This is a genomic window from Fictibacillus terranigra (genome assembly GCF_030412265.1).
GTDB lineage: Bacteria > Bacillota > Bacilli > Bacillales > Fictibacillaceae > Fictibacillus_C > Fictibacillus_C terrinigri.
Map to the genome: position 1 here is coordinate 107,503 of NZ_JAUHLN010000004.1, position 13,777 is coordinate 121,279.

Annotated in this window: 14 protein-coding genes and 1 pseudogene; 12 read left to right on the forward strand and 3 right to left on the reverse strand. The window is 39.8% G+C overall.

Going from position 1 to position 13,777, the window contains the following annotated elements:
• Positions 1 to 20 precede the first annotated feature (20 nt).
• The 3 genes from QYF49_RS18480 to QYF49_RS18490 all read left to right on the forward strand — a co-directional run bounded on the left by QYF49_RS18480 (position 21) and on the right by QYF49_RS18490 (position 3,965).
• Positions 21 to 1,457, forward strand: coding sequence for a YfcC family protein (locus tag QYF49_RS18480; RefSeq protein WP_290401083.1), 1,437 nt, complete (start codon positions 21 to 23; stop codon positions 1,455 to 1,457).
• Positions 1,458 to 1,466: 9 nt separating this feature from the next.
• Entirely contained in the window at positions 1,467 to 3,167 is a 1,701-nt protein-coding gene (locus tag QYF49_RS18485) for a M28 family peptidase (protein ID WP_290401084.1), read from the forward strand.
• Positions 3,168 to 3,569: 402 nt separating this feature from the next.
• Positions 3,570 to 3,965: a hypothetical protein gene (locus QYF49_RS18490; protein ID WP_290401085.1), complete on the forward strand. Its 396-nt coding sequence runs from the start codon at positions 3,570 to 3,572 to the stop codon at positions 3,963 to 3,965.
• 116 nt (positions 3,966 to 4,081) lie between these two features.
• On the opposite strand, the pseudogene QYF49_RS18495 reads toward QYF49_RS18490, so the two are convergent.
• Positions 4,082 to 4,249: pseudogene (locus QYF49_RS18495) on the reverse strand (hypothetical protein); the annotation flags it as partial.
• A 291-nt stretch (positions 4,250 to 4,540) separates the two neighbouring features.
• Here QYF49_RS18495 and QYF49_RS18500 point away from each other — a divergent pair.
• From QYF49_RS18500 to QYF49_RS18510, 3 genes are all read left to right on the forward strand, one after another.
• Entirely contained in the window at positions 4,541 to 5,383 is an 843-nt protein-coding gene (locus QYF49_RS18500; RefSeq protein ID WP_290401086.1) for an STAS domain-containing protein, read from the forward strand.
• Between the two features lie 289 nt (positions 5,384 to 5,672).
• A complete protein-coding gene (locus tag QYF49_RS18505; RefSeq protein ID WP_290401087.1) occupies positions 5,673 to 5,954 on the forward strand; it encodes a hypothetical protein in 282 nt (93 codons plus the stop codon).
• 180 nt (positions 5,955 to 6,134) lie between these two features.
• Positions 6,135 to 6,479 (forward strand): cupin domain-containing protein, encoded by a 345-nt coding sequence (locus QYF49_RS18510; RefSeq protein WP_290401088.1) that lies wholly within the window; start codon positions 6,135 to 6,137, stop codon positions 6,477 to 6,479.
• Between the two features lie 142 nt (positions 6,480 to 6,621).
• On the opposite strand, the gene QYF49_RS18515 is transcribed toward QYF49_RS18510, so the two are convergent.
• Positions 6,622 to 8,226 (reverse strand): glycoside hydrolase family 10-like protein, encoded by a 1,605-nt coding sequence (locus QYF49_RS18515; RefSeq protein WP_290401362.1) that lies wholly within the window; start codon positions 8,224 to 8,226, stop codon positions 6,622 to 6,624.
• Positions 8,227 to 8,574: 348 nt separating this feature from the next.
• Here QYF49_RS18515 and QYF49_RS18520 point away from each other — a divergent pair, with 348 nt between their 5' ends.
• The 5 genes from QYF49_RS18520 to QYF49_RS18540 all read left to right on the forward strand — a co-directional run bounded on the left by QYF49_RS18520 (position 8,575) and on the right by QYF49_RS18540 (position 11,956).
• Complete coding sequence (locus tag QYF49_RS18520; protein ID WP_290401089.1) at positions 8,575 to 8,850, forward strand: hypothetical protein; 276 nt, start codon at positions 8,575 to 8,577, stop codon at positions 8,848 to 8,850.
• Between the two features lie 277 nt (positions 8,851 to 9,127).
• Positions 9,128 to 9,628 carry a VOC family protein gene (locus tag QYF49_RS18525; RefSeq protein ID WP_290401090.1) on the forward strand — a complete coding sequence of 167 codons (501 nt, stop codon included), beginning with the start codon at positions 9,128 to 9,130 and terminating at the stop codon, positions 9,626 to 9,628.
• A 129-nt stretch (positions 9,629 to 9,757) separates the two neighbouring features.
• A complete protein-coding gene (locus QYF49_RS18530; protein WP_290401091.1) occupies positions 9,758 to 10,261 on the forward strand; it encodes a DinB family protein in 504 nt (167 codons plus the stop codon).
• A gap of 270 nt (positions 10,262 to 10,531) precedes the next feature.
• Positions 10,532 to 10,876, forward strand: a complete 345-nt coding sequence (locus tag QYF49_RS18535) for a CatA-like O-acetyltransferase (protein WP_290401363.1) — start codon at positions 10,532 to 10,534, stop codon at positions 10,874 to 10,876.
• 162 nt (positions 10,877 to 11,038) lie between these two features.
• Positions 11,039 to 11,956 (forward strand): phosphotransferase family protein, encoded by a 918-nt coding sequence (locus QYF49_RS18540; protein WP_290401092.1) that lies wholly within the window; start codon positions 11,039 to 11,041, stop codon positions 11,954 to 11,956.
• Between the two features lie 546 nt (positions 11,957 to 12,502).
• Here QYF49_RS18540 and QYF49_RS18545 read toward each other — a convergent pair.
• Positions 12,503 to 12,730: a hypothetical protein gene (locus QYF49_RS18545; protein ID WP_290401093.1), complete on the reverse strand. Its 228-nt coding sequence runs from the start codon at positions 12,728 to 12,730 to the stop codon at positions 12,503 to 12,505.
• A gap of 152 nt (positions 12,731 to 12,882) precedes the next feature.
• Between QYF49_RS18545 and QYF49_RS18550 the strand changes: the two genes are divergently transcribed.
• Entirely contained in the window at positions 12,883 to 13,689 is an 807-nt protein-coding gene (locus QYF49_RS18550) for a helix-turn-helix domain-containing protein (RefSeq protein WP_290401094.1), read from the forward strand.
• Positions 13,690 to 13,777 lie beyond the last annotated feature (88 nt).

Consider the following 13,777-nt stretch of genomic DNA (forward strand, 5'->3'; position numbering starts at 1 on the left):
CTAGAAAGGTGGTATTTCTAATGAGTACAAAATCAACGGTTGAGTTTAGTACGGATCCTCCTTCGAAATTCAAAAGCTTTTTTAAAATGCCTCATACGTTGGTCATCATCATTTTTATTATTCTAGCTTCTGCACTATTAACCTATATTTTGCCTGCGGGTGAATTTGATCGAGTGGAGGATAAAGAGACAGGCAACAAGGTTGCCGTTGAAAATACGTTTCATTCGGTTGATCAAAATCCAGTAAGCATCATAGAAGTTCCATTAGCTATCGTTCATGGATTAACGAGTGCGAGTGATGTGGTCTTTTTCATTTTTATCATTGGTGGAGTGTTCCAAATCATTAATTCGACTGGAACGATTGAGGCAGTAACGGCAAGGGTTGGGAAAACCTTTATGAACCGCGGGCTCGTTGTGATTCCTATCTTCTTAACGTTGTTCTCCATCGGCGGGTTTACGATGGGAATGTCGGCAGAGGTTATGGCGTTTGTTCCGATAGGAATAGCGATTGCCCGTTCACTGGGATATGATGCTGTAACAGGTACTGCGATGGTGATGCTTGGTGCTGCCAGCGGATTTACAGCTGGGCTCTTAAATCCATTTAACGTTGGGATTGCCCAATCAATCGCTGAGATTCCATTGTTCTCAGGAATGTGGCTGCGCGCCATTCTTTTAGTTGTATTGCTGGCTGTGACGAGTCTGTACATCATGCGTTATGCGAAAAAAGTGAAAAGAGATCCTTCTCTGGGCCTTGCTTATGAGCTGGAACAAACGGAGGGTAAAGGAAAGCTTGATTTTATGACCTCTTTACCACAATTAAAGCTGACACATTATTTCACGATACTTGCCATTGTACTAGGGTTTGGAGTTTTAATTTGGGGTGTCTCTCAAAAGGGCTGGTGGATGGAGGAGCTGGCTGCATTTTTCTTATCCCTCGGAATCATTGTAGGTTTTCTTTCTAGATATGGACCAAGTAAAATTGCCAGTGAGTTTGTGATAGGGGCAAAAGAGATTACGTTTGGAGCGTTCATTGTTGGGATCGCTAAAGGTGTTGTGGTTGTATTAGAGCAAGGTGCCGTGATCGATTCTGTTGTGAATGGTTTGTTTACAACGATAGAGCACTTGCCGACCCAAATTCAGGTTATGGGCATTTATATCGTTCAAAACATCATGAATGTTTTCATTACTTCTGGAACGGGACAAGCCGCCACAACGATGCCGATCTTAGTTCCTCTTGCTGATTTGATTAATGTGACAAGACAAACCACAGTTTTAATTTTTCAGCTGGGAGATGGTTTATCCAACTGTATACTGCCGACTTCAGCCATGTTAATGGGAAGTCTAGCTGTCTCCAGGATCAAATATCAGGAATGGGTAAAGTTTTTCTGGCCGCTGCTTTTCATATGGACAGTAATCGGAGCTGTTTTTGTTCTGATTGCAGATGCGATTCAATATTAAGGTGATCGTATGGAAAAACATACACTTTTTAACTTAATCGATGAAAAACAGCTAGACCGTCATGTCCAAACACTGACCCAGTGGGACCGTTTATCAGGTGAGAAAGAAGCCGAACAAGCAGCCGATTACATTGCAGAACAGCTGAAACAGTATGAAATTCAATATGAATGCCACCAATTTGACGGTTATTTCAGTGATCCCATTCAAGGGCAGGTCACGGCCATCTCTTCTGAAAATTTTAATATCCGGGCCAAAGCCAGATCATACAGCTTACATTGTCCCGAAGGAATCAAAGGTGATGTGTTCTATGACATATACAGTGAGAAGCCAGATAGCGGCAAGCATCCTGGTGATCAATACACAAACCTAAAAGGGAAAATTGTGGTTAGCTGGAATTATTATGAGGATTACGTCAAAAAAATTGAAAGTGCTGGTGCGGTAGGGTTAATTCATATTTGGCCATCTCCTGAAAAAGTCATCCATGAAGAAACCGTTGGGACAGTATGGGGAACACCGACAATCGAAAACGCAGACCAGCTAACGAAGATTCCTGTCGTTGGGATCACGTATGACGATGGTATACATTTAATCAAACAGATTCAAAAAGAAGACATCAAAGTCATCCTGAAAACGGAAATACAGACAGGAATCAAGCGAGTGAGTTTACCGATGGCTGCGATTCCAGGCAAGACGGATCAATACATTTTAATATCAGGACACTACGACTCCTGGCATAAAGGAGCGACCGATAATGCCGGGGGAAATGCATTACTGCTTGAGTTGGCGCGAATCTTCTCATCTATGAGCGAAAAATTGACTCGTGGGATAAAATTTGCATGGTGGCCAGGCCATTCCAATGGAAGGTATGCTGGGTCTGCCTGGTATTGTGATCAATTCTGGCATGAGATCAATGAAAATTGTATCGCTCATATCAATGTGGATTTTCCCGGAACGAAGGGCGGTATCAATGTTCTCCCGAGGTCCAGTTCTATCGAGGATAGAAGTTTACTAGATGATATAATCTTATATTTTACAGGGAAGAAGCCAAATCATTTCGCATTTTTACCTCGTGGTGCTGATCAATCCTTCTGGGGAACGAATATTCCGCTTCATTATCAGCTGAAATATGAACCGAACGAAGTGGATAAACTCTATCAAACTCCTGGAGGTAACTGGTGGTGGCATACGGAGGAAGATTCATATGACAAAGTCGACTTGGAGCTATTAGCCAGAGATTCAAAGATTCATACTTCACTTGTTCTTGAATTATGCAATTTGGATGTTTTGCCGCTTAACCTGATCGATTTTGTTAAAAACAGCAGCAGGATTATTGGGGATATTGACAGATGTTCAGACGAACAATTTGATTTCACACCTGTTTATAAAATGCTTGATAGATTGAGCGAAAAGGTAACGGCACTCTCAAAAAAAGAGAGGGTAAAGGTCGAGGATTATAATCGTTTGCTTAAAACAGTCGGCGGGACTTTGAACCGATTAATGTTTTCCTGCTCCAGTAAATATGAATTTGATAATACATTTCCGTTTCAGCCTTTTCCCGGTCTATCAAAGGCCAAGAATATCTTCTCATCCAGCGTATCACCCGAAGAATTTTTGTTCACAATAACTTATTTTGTCAGACAACGGAATCGGATTGTCAACGAAGTAAAAGACTTATGTCTCATAATTGATGATTATTTACGGTCTAACTAAATTTAGTTTCCATCAACAAAGCTCGGGGAGATTCCCCGGGCTTTTTGTATTCCCTTGAACACATGGCAATAAGTTAAACATTGCTAAAGGCTCAAAAACATTCTGAGTTAAAAATTATACCAAAAAAGAGGGGGGTGTTGATTTAACGGATCGATTAGCGAAGAACCAGTGCCATTTGGGGTAGTGAAACGGGCAGATCTAAAGAGTCCCAGGCTATGAATTGACGGGAAATTAAGACCAATTATTCATTTACAATTATATCCATATACTATATATTGATAAAGTATTGGTTATATGACCCATTAATACCATTTTTTCAACAACAGCCAGTGGGTTCCCGCAGAGCCAAGCGGTACAACTTGGCTCCTTTTATCTTATTATCGAAAGGAGATTGACGAAATAATGAAGAAAATAAGTGTAATTTTGTCTGCGTTCGCACTTTCATTGGTACTTCCAGTAACTACATATGCCAGTGGCTGGGATTATCAAGGGAGTGATGCATTTACTAACCAAAGCAAAATCTTCCTATCAGGTGGAGGCGATTTTAAAATTTGTCTTAGTTCTAATAGTCAACCAGGATTTTATGAGTTATATGACGAAGATCCTTATAATCGCGATGATGTAGTGTATTCAAATGGTGTTAGAGGTCTCTACTATAAAACAGCAGGCAGTAACGATTTCGATTCCAAAGGCTGTCATATCTTCAGAAATATCGGTAAATATGTAGATGGAGATCAAGCGGAATTTTATTTAGCAAAATACTCGGGTGGAAATTCAACGGTGTATGCCTGGGATTAGAGAAAAGGAACTAGTCCTGAAAATATATAGGAAGTATAAAAGCCGATTGTCCTTTAGTCTTAAGGAGAATCGGCTTTTCTTTTTGAACGAAAGAGCAGGTTGGTTGAAAAACCTTTTCAAGTGTCCGATTTCAAATCAAACATCACCTGATTTGCCAGGTACTCTGCATCTCTTCCTACACCGCATACTAATGCTGAACCCCGTTGATTCTGCCAGGGTAATCCGATAAAATATAAACCTTTTACAGGGCTGACGCCTCTATGATGAATAGGACGGCCGTTTTTACCCCCTAGTGGTATGCTTGGCAATAAAAGATACAACAGAGAGTAATATAATGGAAATTTTTTCGTCTTAGTGAAATAAGAAAATGTCCGTTCTGTACTTCAAGGTTAAAAAAGCAATGTATCTTGCTTGCATAAATTAAAGTTTTGTTTAAACTTGGATAGGGTAATAAGAGAAGTAAAAAGGATTTTTAGGATTATCATCTAATTATTGAGACAAAGGGGTGCGCAATAATAAAGGAAATCATTTAAAATAAAAGAGACCATTTTTTAAATACTGGAGGAGAAGAACCAATGGGAAAAATTCAGCAAAAGGAGATTACGGAGTTTATCGTCAGCCACAGAGAAGAGTTTCAAAACAGGCTGTTATCCGAGGCTGTAGAAGTCGCAGCTAAAATAAATGATATTTTACAGTCAGGGAATATTGATCTTTTGAAAAACGCTGAGAAGATGGTAGCGTTTGTTGTTGAGGGGAAAGATTCCGAACTTATTTCCTTTGCTGAGCAAGAAGGGATAGCTTGGGCAGAGCATGCTTTAACTCTTACTCTTAAGCTGGAGTGGGTACATGCGATTAGAAGGACGGTATGGTACTATCTGTTTGAATATGATCAACTGAATACCCATGGATTAAGCATTTCAGACTACAGATCAATGATTTATGAGATGGAGAAGCAGATCAATGACGGCATCGATAAATTTCTTAATACCTTCTTTATTAGTTATTCATCTTATAAAGATGAATTGATCAGCGCTCAGCGAAAAATGGTTGAGCATTTATCTGTTCCTATCATACCGATCAGTCCTCATATAGCCGTCCTTCCTTTAATCGGTATGATTGATGTGTACCGTATGGATACCATTGAAGAAAAAATATTAACGGATATTTCAAATTTAAAAATCCGAACGTTAATTATGGATCTATCAGGCATTACAGATATGGGTATTGAAGTGATCCACCATTTTCAAAGAGTATTGAGCGGCATTTCACTGATGGGATGTGAGGCGGTCATTACCGGTTTGCGCGCAGAACTTGTCAGGAAAATGATTCACTTGGATGTTTCCTTTGATGAGTATGCATCCACCAATGGTACGCTTCAGCAAACATTGAACGAATATTTTAGCACAGCGTCCGTATAAAATAAGGTGCTTCTTATGGGGCTTCCAGGATTATTATTGATTTTCATGGGAAAACAGCGTGGCAAGAAGGTAAGAAAGCTGTCAAATGGGATATAACTGTAACTTAGAATAAATAAAGAAGCGAGCGGAAGGAAAACCGCTCGCTTTTTCTTTATTCGTCTCGTCTTCCTCTTTCTTCATCTTGCTGCCAAACGTGATTTAAAGGGCAGGGCTGTTACAGAAGGAATTACATAACCGTTACAGGAATATAAAAGTATATAATCAACGATTCGATTGAGGGAGGAATGGGATGTATTTAGGAATAGCTATTCTTATATTGTTGTTGATTATTATTTTAATCCTTCGAATTGTTTCTAACTGGAATTGGAAACTCGTTTACTCTACATATGGCAGTGAAGATTACTTTAAGATCGTTGAGAAATTAAAAACAGAAGGAATAAAGTTTAAAACCGGGACTCCAAACAGAGGCTTTGATCATAACATTGACCGATTTAAGGAGAGTACACAACAATATGATATATACGTAAAAATAGATGAAGAATATTTAGCTGTTAAGGCGCTGCAAAAATGAAATGAAATATAGGAACTTCCGTTAGCGGCAGTGTTAGTGAGAGGTGTATAGCGGAGGTAAGGGAACAACTTTGAACACTAAATAATCCAACTTGCAGAAGGGTGGATAAGTCGTGCATCAATCTATAGGCAGCTTATTAAGCTAACGGGTAGGTTGTTTAAAGTCTTAAAGGAGAAAGGTATGCTCAAAAAAGGACAATTAGAGTTGTTAAACTTAAACACATTAATAAAAAATCAAAACGAATATACAAATTTTATCGTAAGCGAAGTCAATGACCATGCACTCCGAATAGTTGTGATTAATGGGGAATACCACTGGCATAAGCACGAAGAATGTGATGAACTATTCTATGTACTGGAAGGAGAACTTTTCATTGACCTTGAAAACAATGAAACCATTTCTTTGAAACCAGGTGAAATATTCGCCATACCTGCGAACACAATGCATCGTACTCGTTCAAAGGAGAGGACAGTTAATCTATGCTTTGAAAAGGCGAGTAATGATATAACAGGTAACATCGGTTGAATCAAATGTATCGCTTAGCCTGGCAAAGAAGGAATTAGTCAGCATTAGCTAAAATGCTATCTAATGTACCCCCGGGAATATAAAAGAATAAAAAAAGCGAGCGGAATGAAAACCGGCTCGCTTTTTTGTTCAGACATTCGCATTACTTCTCTGTGTCCACTCTTATCCTCTTTGAAGGTTTGCTCTCATTGTGGGTCCGGTCCAGTGCTGTAACCAAATACGTGTAAGCCTTTCCGCTCTCTATTGTTTTGTCGGAGAACAAGTATCGTTTCTTTGGGCTGTATACCGTTGTAAGCAAGTGGGCCGGATCTTCTATGTTTCCTGATTTTTTCCCATTAAAACGGTAGACGGCGTAAGCAGTGGCATCGCTGTGCTTATTATGCTTTTCGATCGCAAAGGAAACCTCATTATTATTAACCTGAATTCTGCGGATTTTTGGCGCTTTCGGTGTTTGATCATCAATCCAGGGCATGGGAGGTATTAAAGAAGGATATTTGTAGATATCGTTCTGTAAACGGTCGGCGATTCCAAGCGGATTTTTGCGTAGATCTTTGGCACTAAAGTGCATGCTTCCTTTAAAGTCCCCATACGTACGATTTAATTTTAACTGATTGGGCATTTCTTCCGGGTTCAGCCAGTTGGATACTCCATTCGTTATCGTATTGATTTTATAATCTGCTTGTCCTATATAGAGCTGAACGTTTTTGCCCCTGACTTCCTTTGCCCACCAATCCAGCAGCTTCGCATAATCTGCAACGGGCAGGCCAATGTTCCAATAAATTTGCGGTGCAATGTAATCAATATATCCATTGTTGATCCAAGTCCTGGTGTCTGCATACAAATCATCATAGTTCGTTTGCCCGGCTGCGGTGTCTGAACCAGTTGGATCTACCGCCTTATTGCGCCACACACCAAAGGGGCTTATACCAAACTTGACATAGGATTTTTCTGATTTTATCGTTTCGTTCAGGTGCTTTACAAGCTGGTTCACATTGTCGCGGCGCCAATCGTCAATATCGGAGAATCGTGTTTTTCCGTATGCTTCATATGTGGATTGATCTGGAAAAGGAACTCCTGCGATTTTGTAGGGATAGAAATAGTCATCCATATGAACCGCATCAATATCATAATGTTGAACCACCTCCAAAATACCATCGATGATAAATTGCTGTGCTTCAGGGATGCCGGGATTAAAATACAGCTGCTGGCCATAAGGAACAACCCAGTCCGGATGCTGTCTGGCCGGATGGTCGGCGGGAAGTTTATTCAGGTCCGACAGTCCGGCTGTTTTGCCCAGCGGCATCGTAATACGGTACGGATTAAACCAGGCATGAAATTCCAAGTTGCGTTTATGTGCTTCTTCTACCATGAAAGAAAGGGGATCATAGCCAGGGTCTTTTCCCTGGACACCCGTTAAATACTTGGACCAAAGACCATATTGGGAAGGGTAGAAGGCGTCAGCCGTCGGTTTAATCTGCATCACAACCGCATTCATGTTCATGGCCTTTTGTTCATCAAGGAATCTAGTAAACTCTTCTTTTTGCTGTGCAATGGAAAGCCCGGGTTTGGACGGCCAGTCAATGTTGGTTACGCTGGCAATCCAGGCCGCCCGCAATTCTTGTTTGGGATAAAGTGTTTGTGCATGATGAGGGGATTTTTCAGCAAAAGCATCTTGGGGAGAAAGCAGAAGATTTCCGCCGATTAAAGCAGCTAACCATAATGAAACCGCCTTTTTCCTGCATACCATCACAAAACCTCTCTTCCTTCTTTTGTAATTTTTAGGAATAATTTTATTATAAAAGATTGGAGGAACCACGACCCATTGCTTTTGGTTTATTTTTCATAAAAAGTAATGGGCCTATCATCTTAGATCATCCGCTGACTAATCGCGCAATGGATCTGCTAATAAGGCAGAGTACTAGATTCCATGCGTGTAAAATATATCTGTCGGAGGAAAATAAGGCTGGCAGGTACTTATGCGTAAAAATTTTTTCACAGTTCTAAAGATAGACAGCTCTCGCACCGCTTTTGTAATAAAAATGAGATGTTATTCCTTAAGAATTCCGGGTATTTTACTAGCAAAGGAGGGGTAACAATGAGCCAAACAACTACAAGCTTTAAGCCATGGGTAATAGTTGGATTAGGCACATCAGCAACTGCAGTATGGTTATCCTCTAAACACAATCGTATACGCGCCAAATGCTGGGTAAGGAATTTTACTAGAAAAGTGATGCCGGATCCATGCTACAAAACCAAAGTTTTACCTGTGGAAAAAGGCGGCCATCCGAATCCATATGACCACGAGGATTCTAAAATGGTATCAGAAGGTTCCGTCTATGGTGTCCATTATTTTAATGAAAAGAAACAGTAGGAATATCGCAGTACTTTACTATTCTAGCTTGTGACCACTTTATATTCACAAGCTTTTTTTATTGTCAAAAGTGAGAGATGGTTGCCAAGGCCATATGCATTATGTAAAGGATGAAGGGAATTATTATTTGTCACTGTGGGATCTAAAGATCGTGCTGCCATATAAGGCGGCTCTTTTTAATGAACAAAAGGGCAGGATAGTTGTGGAAAGGTGGTGAATCACAACACCATAGGAAGCAAGCTTTTAATAATACTAATAGCCATAAGGAGTGAACAATTTGAATGATAAAATTCAAAAAATAACAACCAACTTGTGGTTCAACACAGAAGCCGAAGAGGCAGCGAGGTACTACACTTCTATTTTTAGAAATTCTAAAATCGGAACAATCACCCGCTATGGAAAAGAAAGGCATAAAATTGACGGGCTAACAGAAGGGGACGTAATGACCATAAGGTTCCAATTGGAAGGGCAGGAATTCGTAGCGTTGAACGGCGGTCCGCAATTCAAATTTACAGAAGCAATATCCTTTATCGTGAATTGTGAAACGCAAGAAGAATTGGACTACTTTTGGCAAAAACTCTCAGAGGGTGGAGATGAGAAAGCACAAGTTTGTGGTTGGCTGAAAGATAGATACGGTGTATCCTGGCAAATTGTTCCTATCGCTCTAAATGATATGTTAACCGACCCCAACCCCGAAAAGTCCGAAAGAGTTATGCAGGCATTGCTGCAAATGAAAAAAATCAACATCAATGTCTTGAAGGATGTGTATGAGGAATAGAACTTTTATAAACATGTGGGTTCATGAACCGGTGCCTGCCTAAAAAAGGCATTTTGAAATATACGAACATATGTTTTATAATGTGTTTGAGATTAAAATACGTATCGAAATGAGATGGAGGAAGTATATATGTATGTAACGATTTCAGATTTCATTAAAGAATGGAATAAGGAAGCGATATTAACGCAAAAGATTTTGGACGGTTTGACAGACGATTCATTAAAACAACACGTTTATCCGGAAGGTCGTACCCTGGGAAGGATTGCGTGGCATCTCACAACAAGTATTCCAGATTATCTAGTTCATTTCGGGTTTAAGATAAATGGGGTAGAAAATTCAGAAAGCGTCCCAACGTCAGCAAAAGAAATTGCTGAAACCTTTCAAAGAGTAAGTGCTGACGCAGCAAAAGTCATTGAACAACAATGGACAGACGAATCCTTAAACCAAATACAAGAAGCATTCGGAAGACAGGAAACAAATGCTTCAATTCTGATCGGACTAATCAAGCATATTGTTCATCATCGCGGACAAGTTACAGTTCTTATGCGTCAAGCAGGAATAAAACCTTTTGGGGTTTATGGACCACCAAAAGAAGATTGGATTCATTTAGGGGTGGAAAATCCACCACTTTAATATTGAGATCAGGCTGCCAAAAGTGGCAGTCTTTTTTGTTATTGAACGATCGAGCAGATGACTCCAAGGAGGAATTCTTATTTCTCTTTCCGAAGAAATATAATAGAAAAATTTGGGTAGAGCGAAACATCAATTGGAGAACAGATCGAGAAGCAGCATTTCATAACGCAATAATGGTGATTAAATAGAGGTGAGGGATTTGGTGAAAGCAGATTAATTAGCCTCCTAAATAACGTAAGCACAATTTTAGGAGGCTGATTATATGGTTTAATTAATAGAGAAAACTGGAATAGAACTCAGTATTTCGAGCATTATTTAGGTCAAAAATGCACCTTTAGCTTAACAGCAATTATAGACATTACAACGTTATTAGAGCAGCTTCGAAACAAGGAAATCAAGCGATATCCCGCCTTTATCTACATGGTCAGCAGAATAGTGAACGCTCATGTAGAATTTAGAACTTCCTTTGATGATGAGGGAAATTTAGGTTATTGGGACGAGGATAACGCCTGCAGCACTTCAAGCCATCATGCCGTATGTGATGGATATCACGCTAGTCTTTTTATAGAGGAGCTGCAACAATTAGCCAATAACTTTCATGACTGGCTGCCGTAAAGATAACCGATTTGATATAGGGTGAGTACCTTGAGATATGCACCCTCTTCTGTAAAGGGCGCTTTCCTGTCACAAGGATCAGCGCCTGGTTTTCGTATTTTTAAGGGCGTCTTTATATGCGCTTTAAAAGAACCCATTGTATTAAAAAGGAGACGGATCAGGATGAGCAGCCGCATAGAGAATGCTGAGTTTGACTGGGTAAAAAAAACGATTATGAGAAATTTTGAACACCTGAAGATTAATCATATCGCGCCACTTGGTGAAGGCTGGAGGAGTCGTGCATTTCTAATTAATCATGAGCTTGTGTTTCGATTTCCAAAGGAAAAAGAAGGAGCCATTGATACAGCAAAAGAAATAAAGGCGTTACCCAACCTGAAAAAACATATTTCCCTAAACATCCCGGAATTTATTTATTGTGGCAAACAAGCTAATGGTTTTCCTTTTGTCGGCTACAAACTATTGCCTGGAGAGCCCATGGATGAACAACTATTTCACTCATTACCATCAGAAACAAAGAACAAAATTGCCGAGCAAATCGCTGAATTTATGGATCAGATCAGTTCATTTTGTGTTGACCAGGCGAGGGAATATAATATACGGATAAAGAGCTTCTATCAACATTACTTAGAGACATTCCGTGAAGTGAAGAAAAAAGCTTTTACTCGAATCGACCAAGAAATGAAAACATATCTATCTTTTCGATTTGAAACATACCTCGAGAGTAAGAACCACTTCAGCTATACACCTAAGCTCCTTCATGCTGATTTATCGTTGGACCATTTATTATTTGATCAAAAGAGGCAAGAACTAACTGGAATCATCGATTTTGGCGACATGAAAATGGGTGATCCCGATTATGAATATTTGTATTTGCTGGAGGAGTGCGGAGAGGCATTTACAAAAAAAGTGATGGAAGTGAGAAAGGAAGAAAACGTTCAACAGAGGCTGGAAAAGCTCTCTTTTTTCCTGACAGCTGATAACGTTTTGCTATTATTGGAAGGCTTAAAAAGAAATAATAGAGAGATTGTAAACAAAGCAATAGAAATCATTCAGTGTGAAATGAAAAAGCCACATACTTAGGCATCGTGGTTCAACCTGGCTTGATGGGGCATTAAGAATCCTCTTTTTTATCAGGTTGTGTACCAGCAGTTTATTGAAAAAGTTTGCTTTTTGAAAGTTATAAAAGTGTTTCGGATGTGATTCTAGTACATGTGGGGAGGCCAGGCTGCCAGAAAGCCCCTATTGAGCCTATTTCTCAGTAACTTTTTACTTATCTTTGCATATATTAATGTACTCCTATTGAAACTTACTTATAAAACCCGTTCATATATGATCGGGTTCCTTTGTGTTTAGGTTAACAGGAGAATAGAAAAAACCTGAACTTTCATTCAGGCAGGTTTAATTTATAATTAGGATGCGTTTGATGCGCTCTTTTAGAGTTTCCATGCAACGCAGCGGGAACATATCGCTCTCTGGAGTCTTTCATATTTTTGGAACAGTCATCTAAGGCATTAAAACGATGTTTTCTAAGATATTCCAAATTTTTGAAATAACTTCATACGTAGTTGCTCTTGACTGTCTCCATATGCTCCAAAGCATGGCCGATATCCAAATGGCCTTTGTTTGTTAAGTCCTCATCAGAAAATAAGACGCAATATCACAAGCTGTAACGCCTAAACCTGTTTTGTTGCCGACCGCCGTAAAAGAACATGCTCCCGCTGTGCAGTCAAATATTTTCTTTCCCTTCAGTGCTTCTACAGAAAGAGAAAACATATCCAAATACTCCTCAAAGGTTCTTCCGATAAAAACAATTCTCTCCAGATCTAACTTTTTAAACTGCTCGACTCTGCTCAACTGAACTCACCTCAATATCAAGAATTAAAATAAATAATATCACAATACCAGGAACACTTATGGCATTTTTTTCTTTTTTGAACAAGTAAGTTGAATGTCACTGCATAACATGTTACTATTAGGTCACTTAATAAAGGTGACCCTTTATTCACATGTTTAATTCGACTGAAAGGATTGTTGGAATGGATGAGAAGCTTTCTACTGTATTTAAAGCCTTGGGACACCCGATCCGAAGGCACATACTGGATCTTCTGAAGCAATCGCCGAAAACTACGGGTGAACTTATCGAATATTTTCCCGATGTGACGCGCTACGCCATCATGAAGCATTTAAGGATTCTGGAGGAAGGGAATCTGGTGCTGGTTCGGCGTGAAGGCAAATATAAAAGAAACTTTCTCAATGCAGTGCCGCTGCAAGAAGTGCATAACCGCTGGGTAGGTAAATATATGGAGACAACGGCCAGCTCATTGTTAAACCTGCAGTCGCTTGCAGAACCAAAAGGAGGAAATGAAACGATGGCAAACACTAAGGATTTTCATATTGAACAAGAGATCTTCATCAATGCAACTAGGGCAGAGGTTTTTCACGCATTGACAGAAAAAGCAGGGGATTGGTGGGAGTTCCGCATTGCGCCAAAGGGGGTATCTTCCCATTTTACATTTGATCCAGTGCCGGGAGGGCTCTTTATGGAAAAATGGGGGGATAATGAGGGGGCAGTCTGGGGCAATGTTTATTATGTAAATGCTCCGGAAGAAATTCGTCTGTACGGACATCTTGGCATGCGCGGCGCTGTAAACAGTGCCTATACTTACCGTCTTGTCGAGAAAGATGGAGGAACCTTGCTTCAACTTTCCCATTCCGCATCTGGACTGCTGGAAGAGCAATGGGAACAAGAGCACGCGAAAGGATGGGAGTATCTTCTCGGAACCCTTCTGAAAAATTACGTTGAAAATAAATAGTTTCCTTAAAAATCGGAGGAAGCAAAGATAGCAGATTTAAAGAAAATAAAGGGCATTCTTGAAAAAGGAACTAATTAATTAAACATTT

Coding starts and splice junctions, on each gene's coding strand:
- QYF49_RS18480 (WP_290401083.1), top strand. CDS start 21: ATGAGTACAAAATCAACGGTTGAGTTTAGTACGGATCCTCCTTCGAAA.
- QYF49_RS18485 (WP_290401084.1), top strand. CDS start 1,467: ATGGAAAAACATACACTTTTTAACTTAATCGATGAAAAACAGCTAGAC.
- QYF49_RS18490 (WP_290401085.1), top strand. CDS start 3,570: ATGAAGAAAATAAGTGTAATTTTGTCTGCGTTCGCACTTTCATTGGTA.
- QYF49_RS18500 (WP_290401086.1), top strand. CDS start 4,541: ATGGGAAAAATTCAGCAAAAGGAGATTACGGAGTTTATCGTCAGCCAC.
- QYF49_RS18505 (WP_290401087.1), top strand. CDS start 5,673: ATGTATTTAGGAATAGCTATTCTTATATTGTTGTTGATTATTATTTTA.
- QYF49_RS18510 (WP_290401088.1), top strand. CDS start 6,135: ATGCTCAAAAAAGGACAATTAGAGTTGTTAAACTTAAACACATTAATA.
- QYF49_RS18515 (WP_290401362.1), bottom strand. CDS start 8,226: ATGGTATGCAGGAAAAAGGCGGTTTCATTATGGTTAGCTGCTTTAATC.
- QYF49_RS18520 (WP_290401089.1), top strand. CDS start 8,575: ATGAGCCAAACAACTACAAGCTTTAAGCCATGGGTAATAGTTGGATTA.
- QYF49_RS18530 (WP_290401091.1), top strand. CDS start 9,758: ATGTATGTAACGATTTCAGATTTCATTAAAGAATGGAATAAGGAAGCG.
- QYF49_RS18540 (WP_290401092.1), top strand. CDS start 11,039: ATGAGCAGCCGCATAGAGAATGCTGAGTTTGACTGGGTAAAAAAAACG.
- QYF49_RS18550 (WP_290401094.1), top strand. CDS start 12,883: ATGTTTAATTCGACTGAAAGGATTGTTGGAATGGATGAGAAGCTTTCT.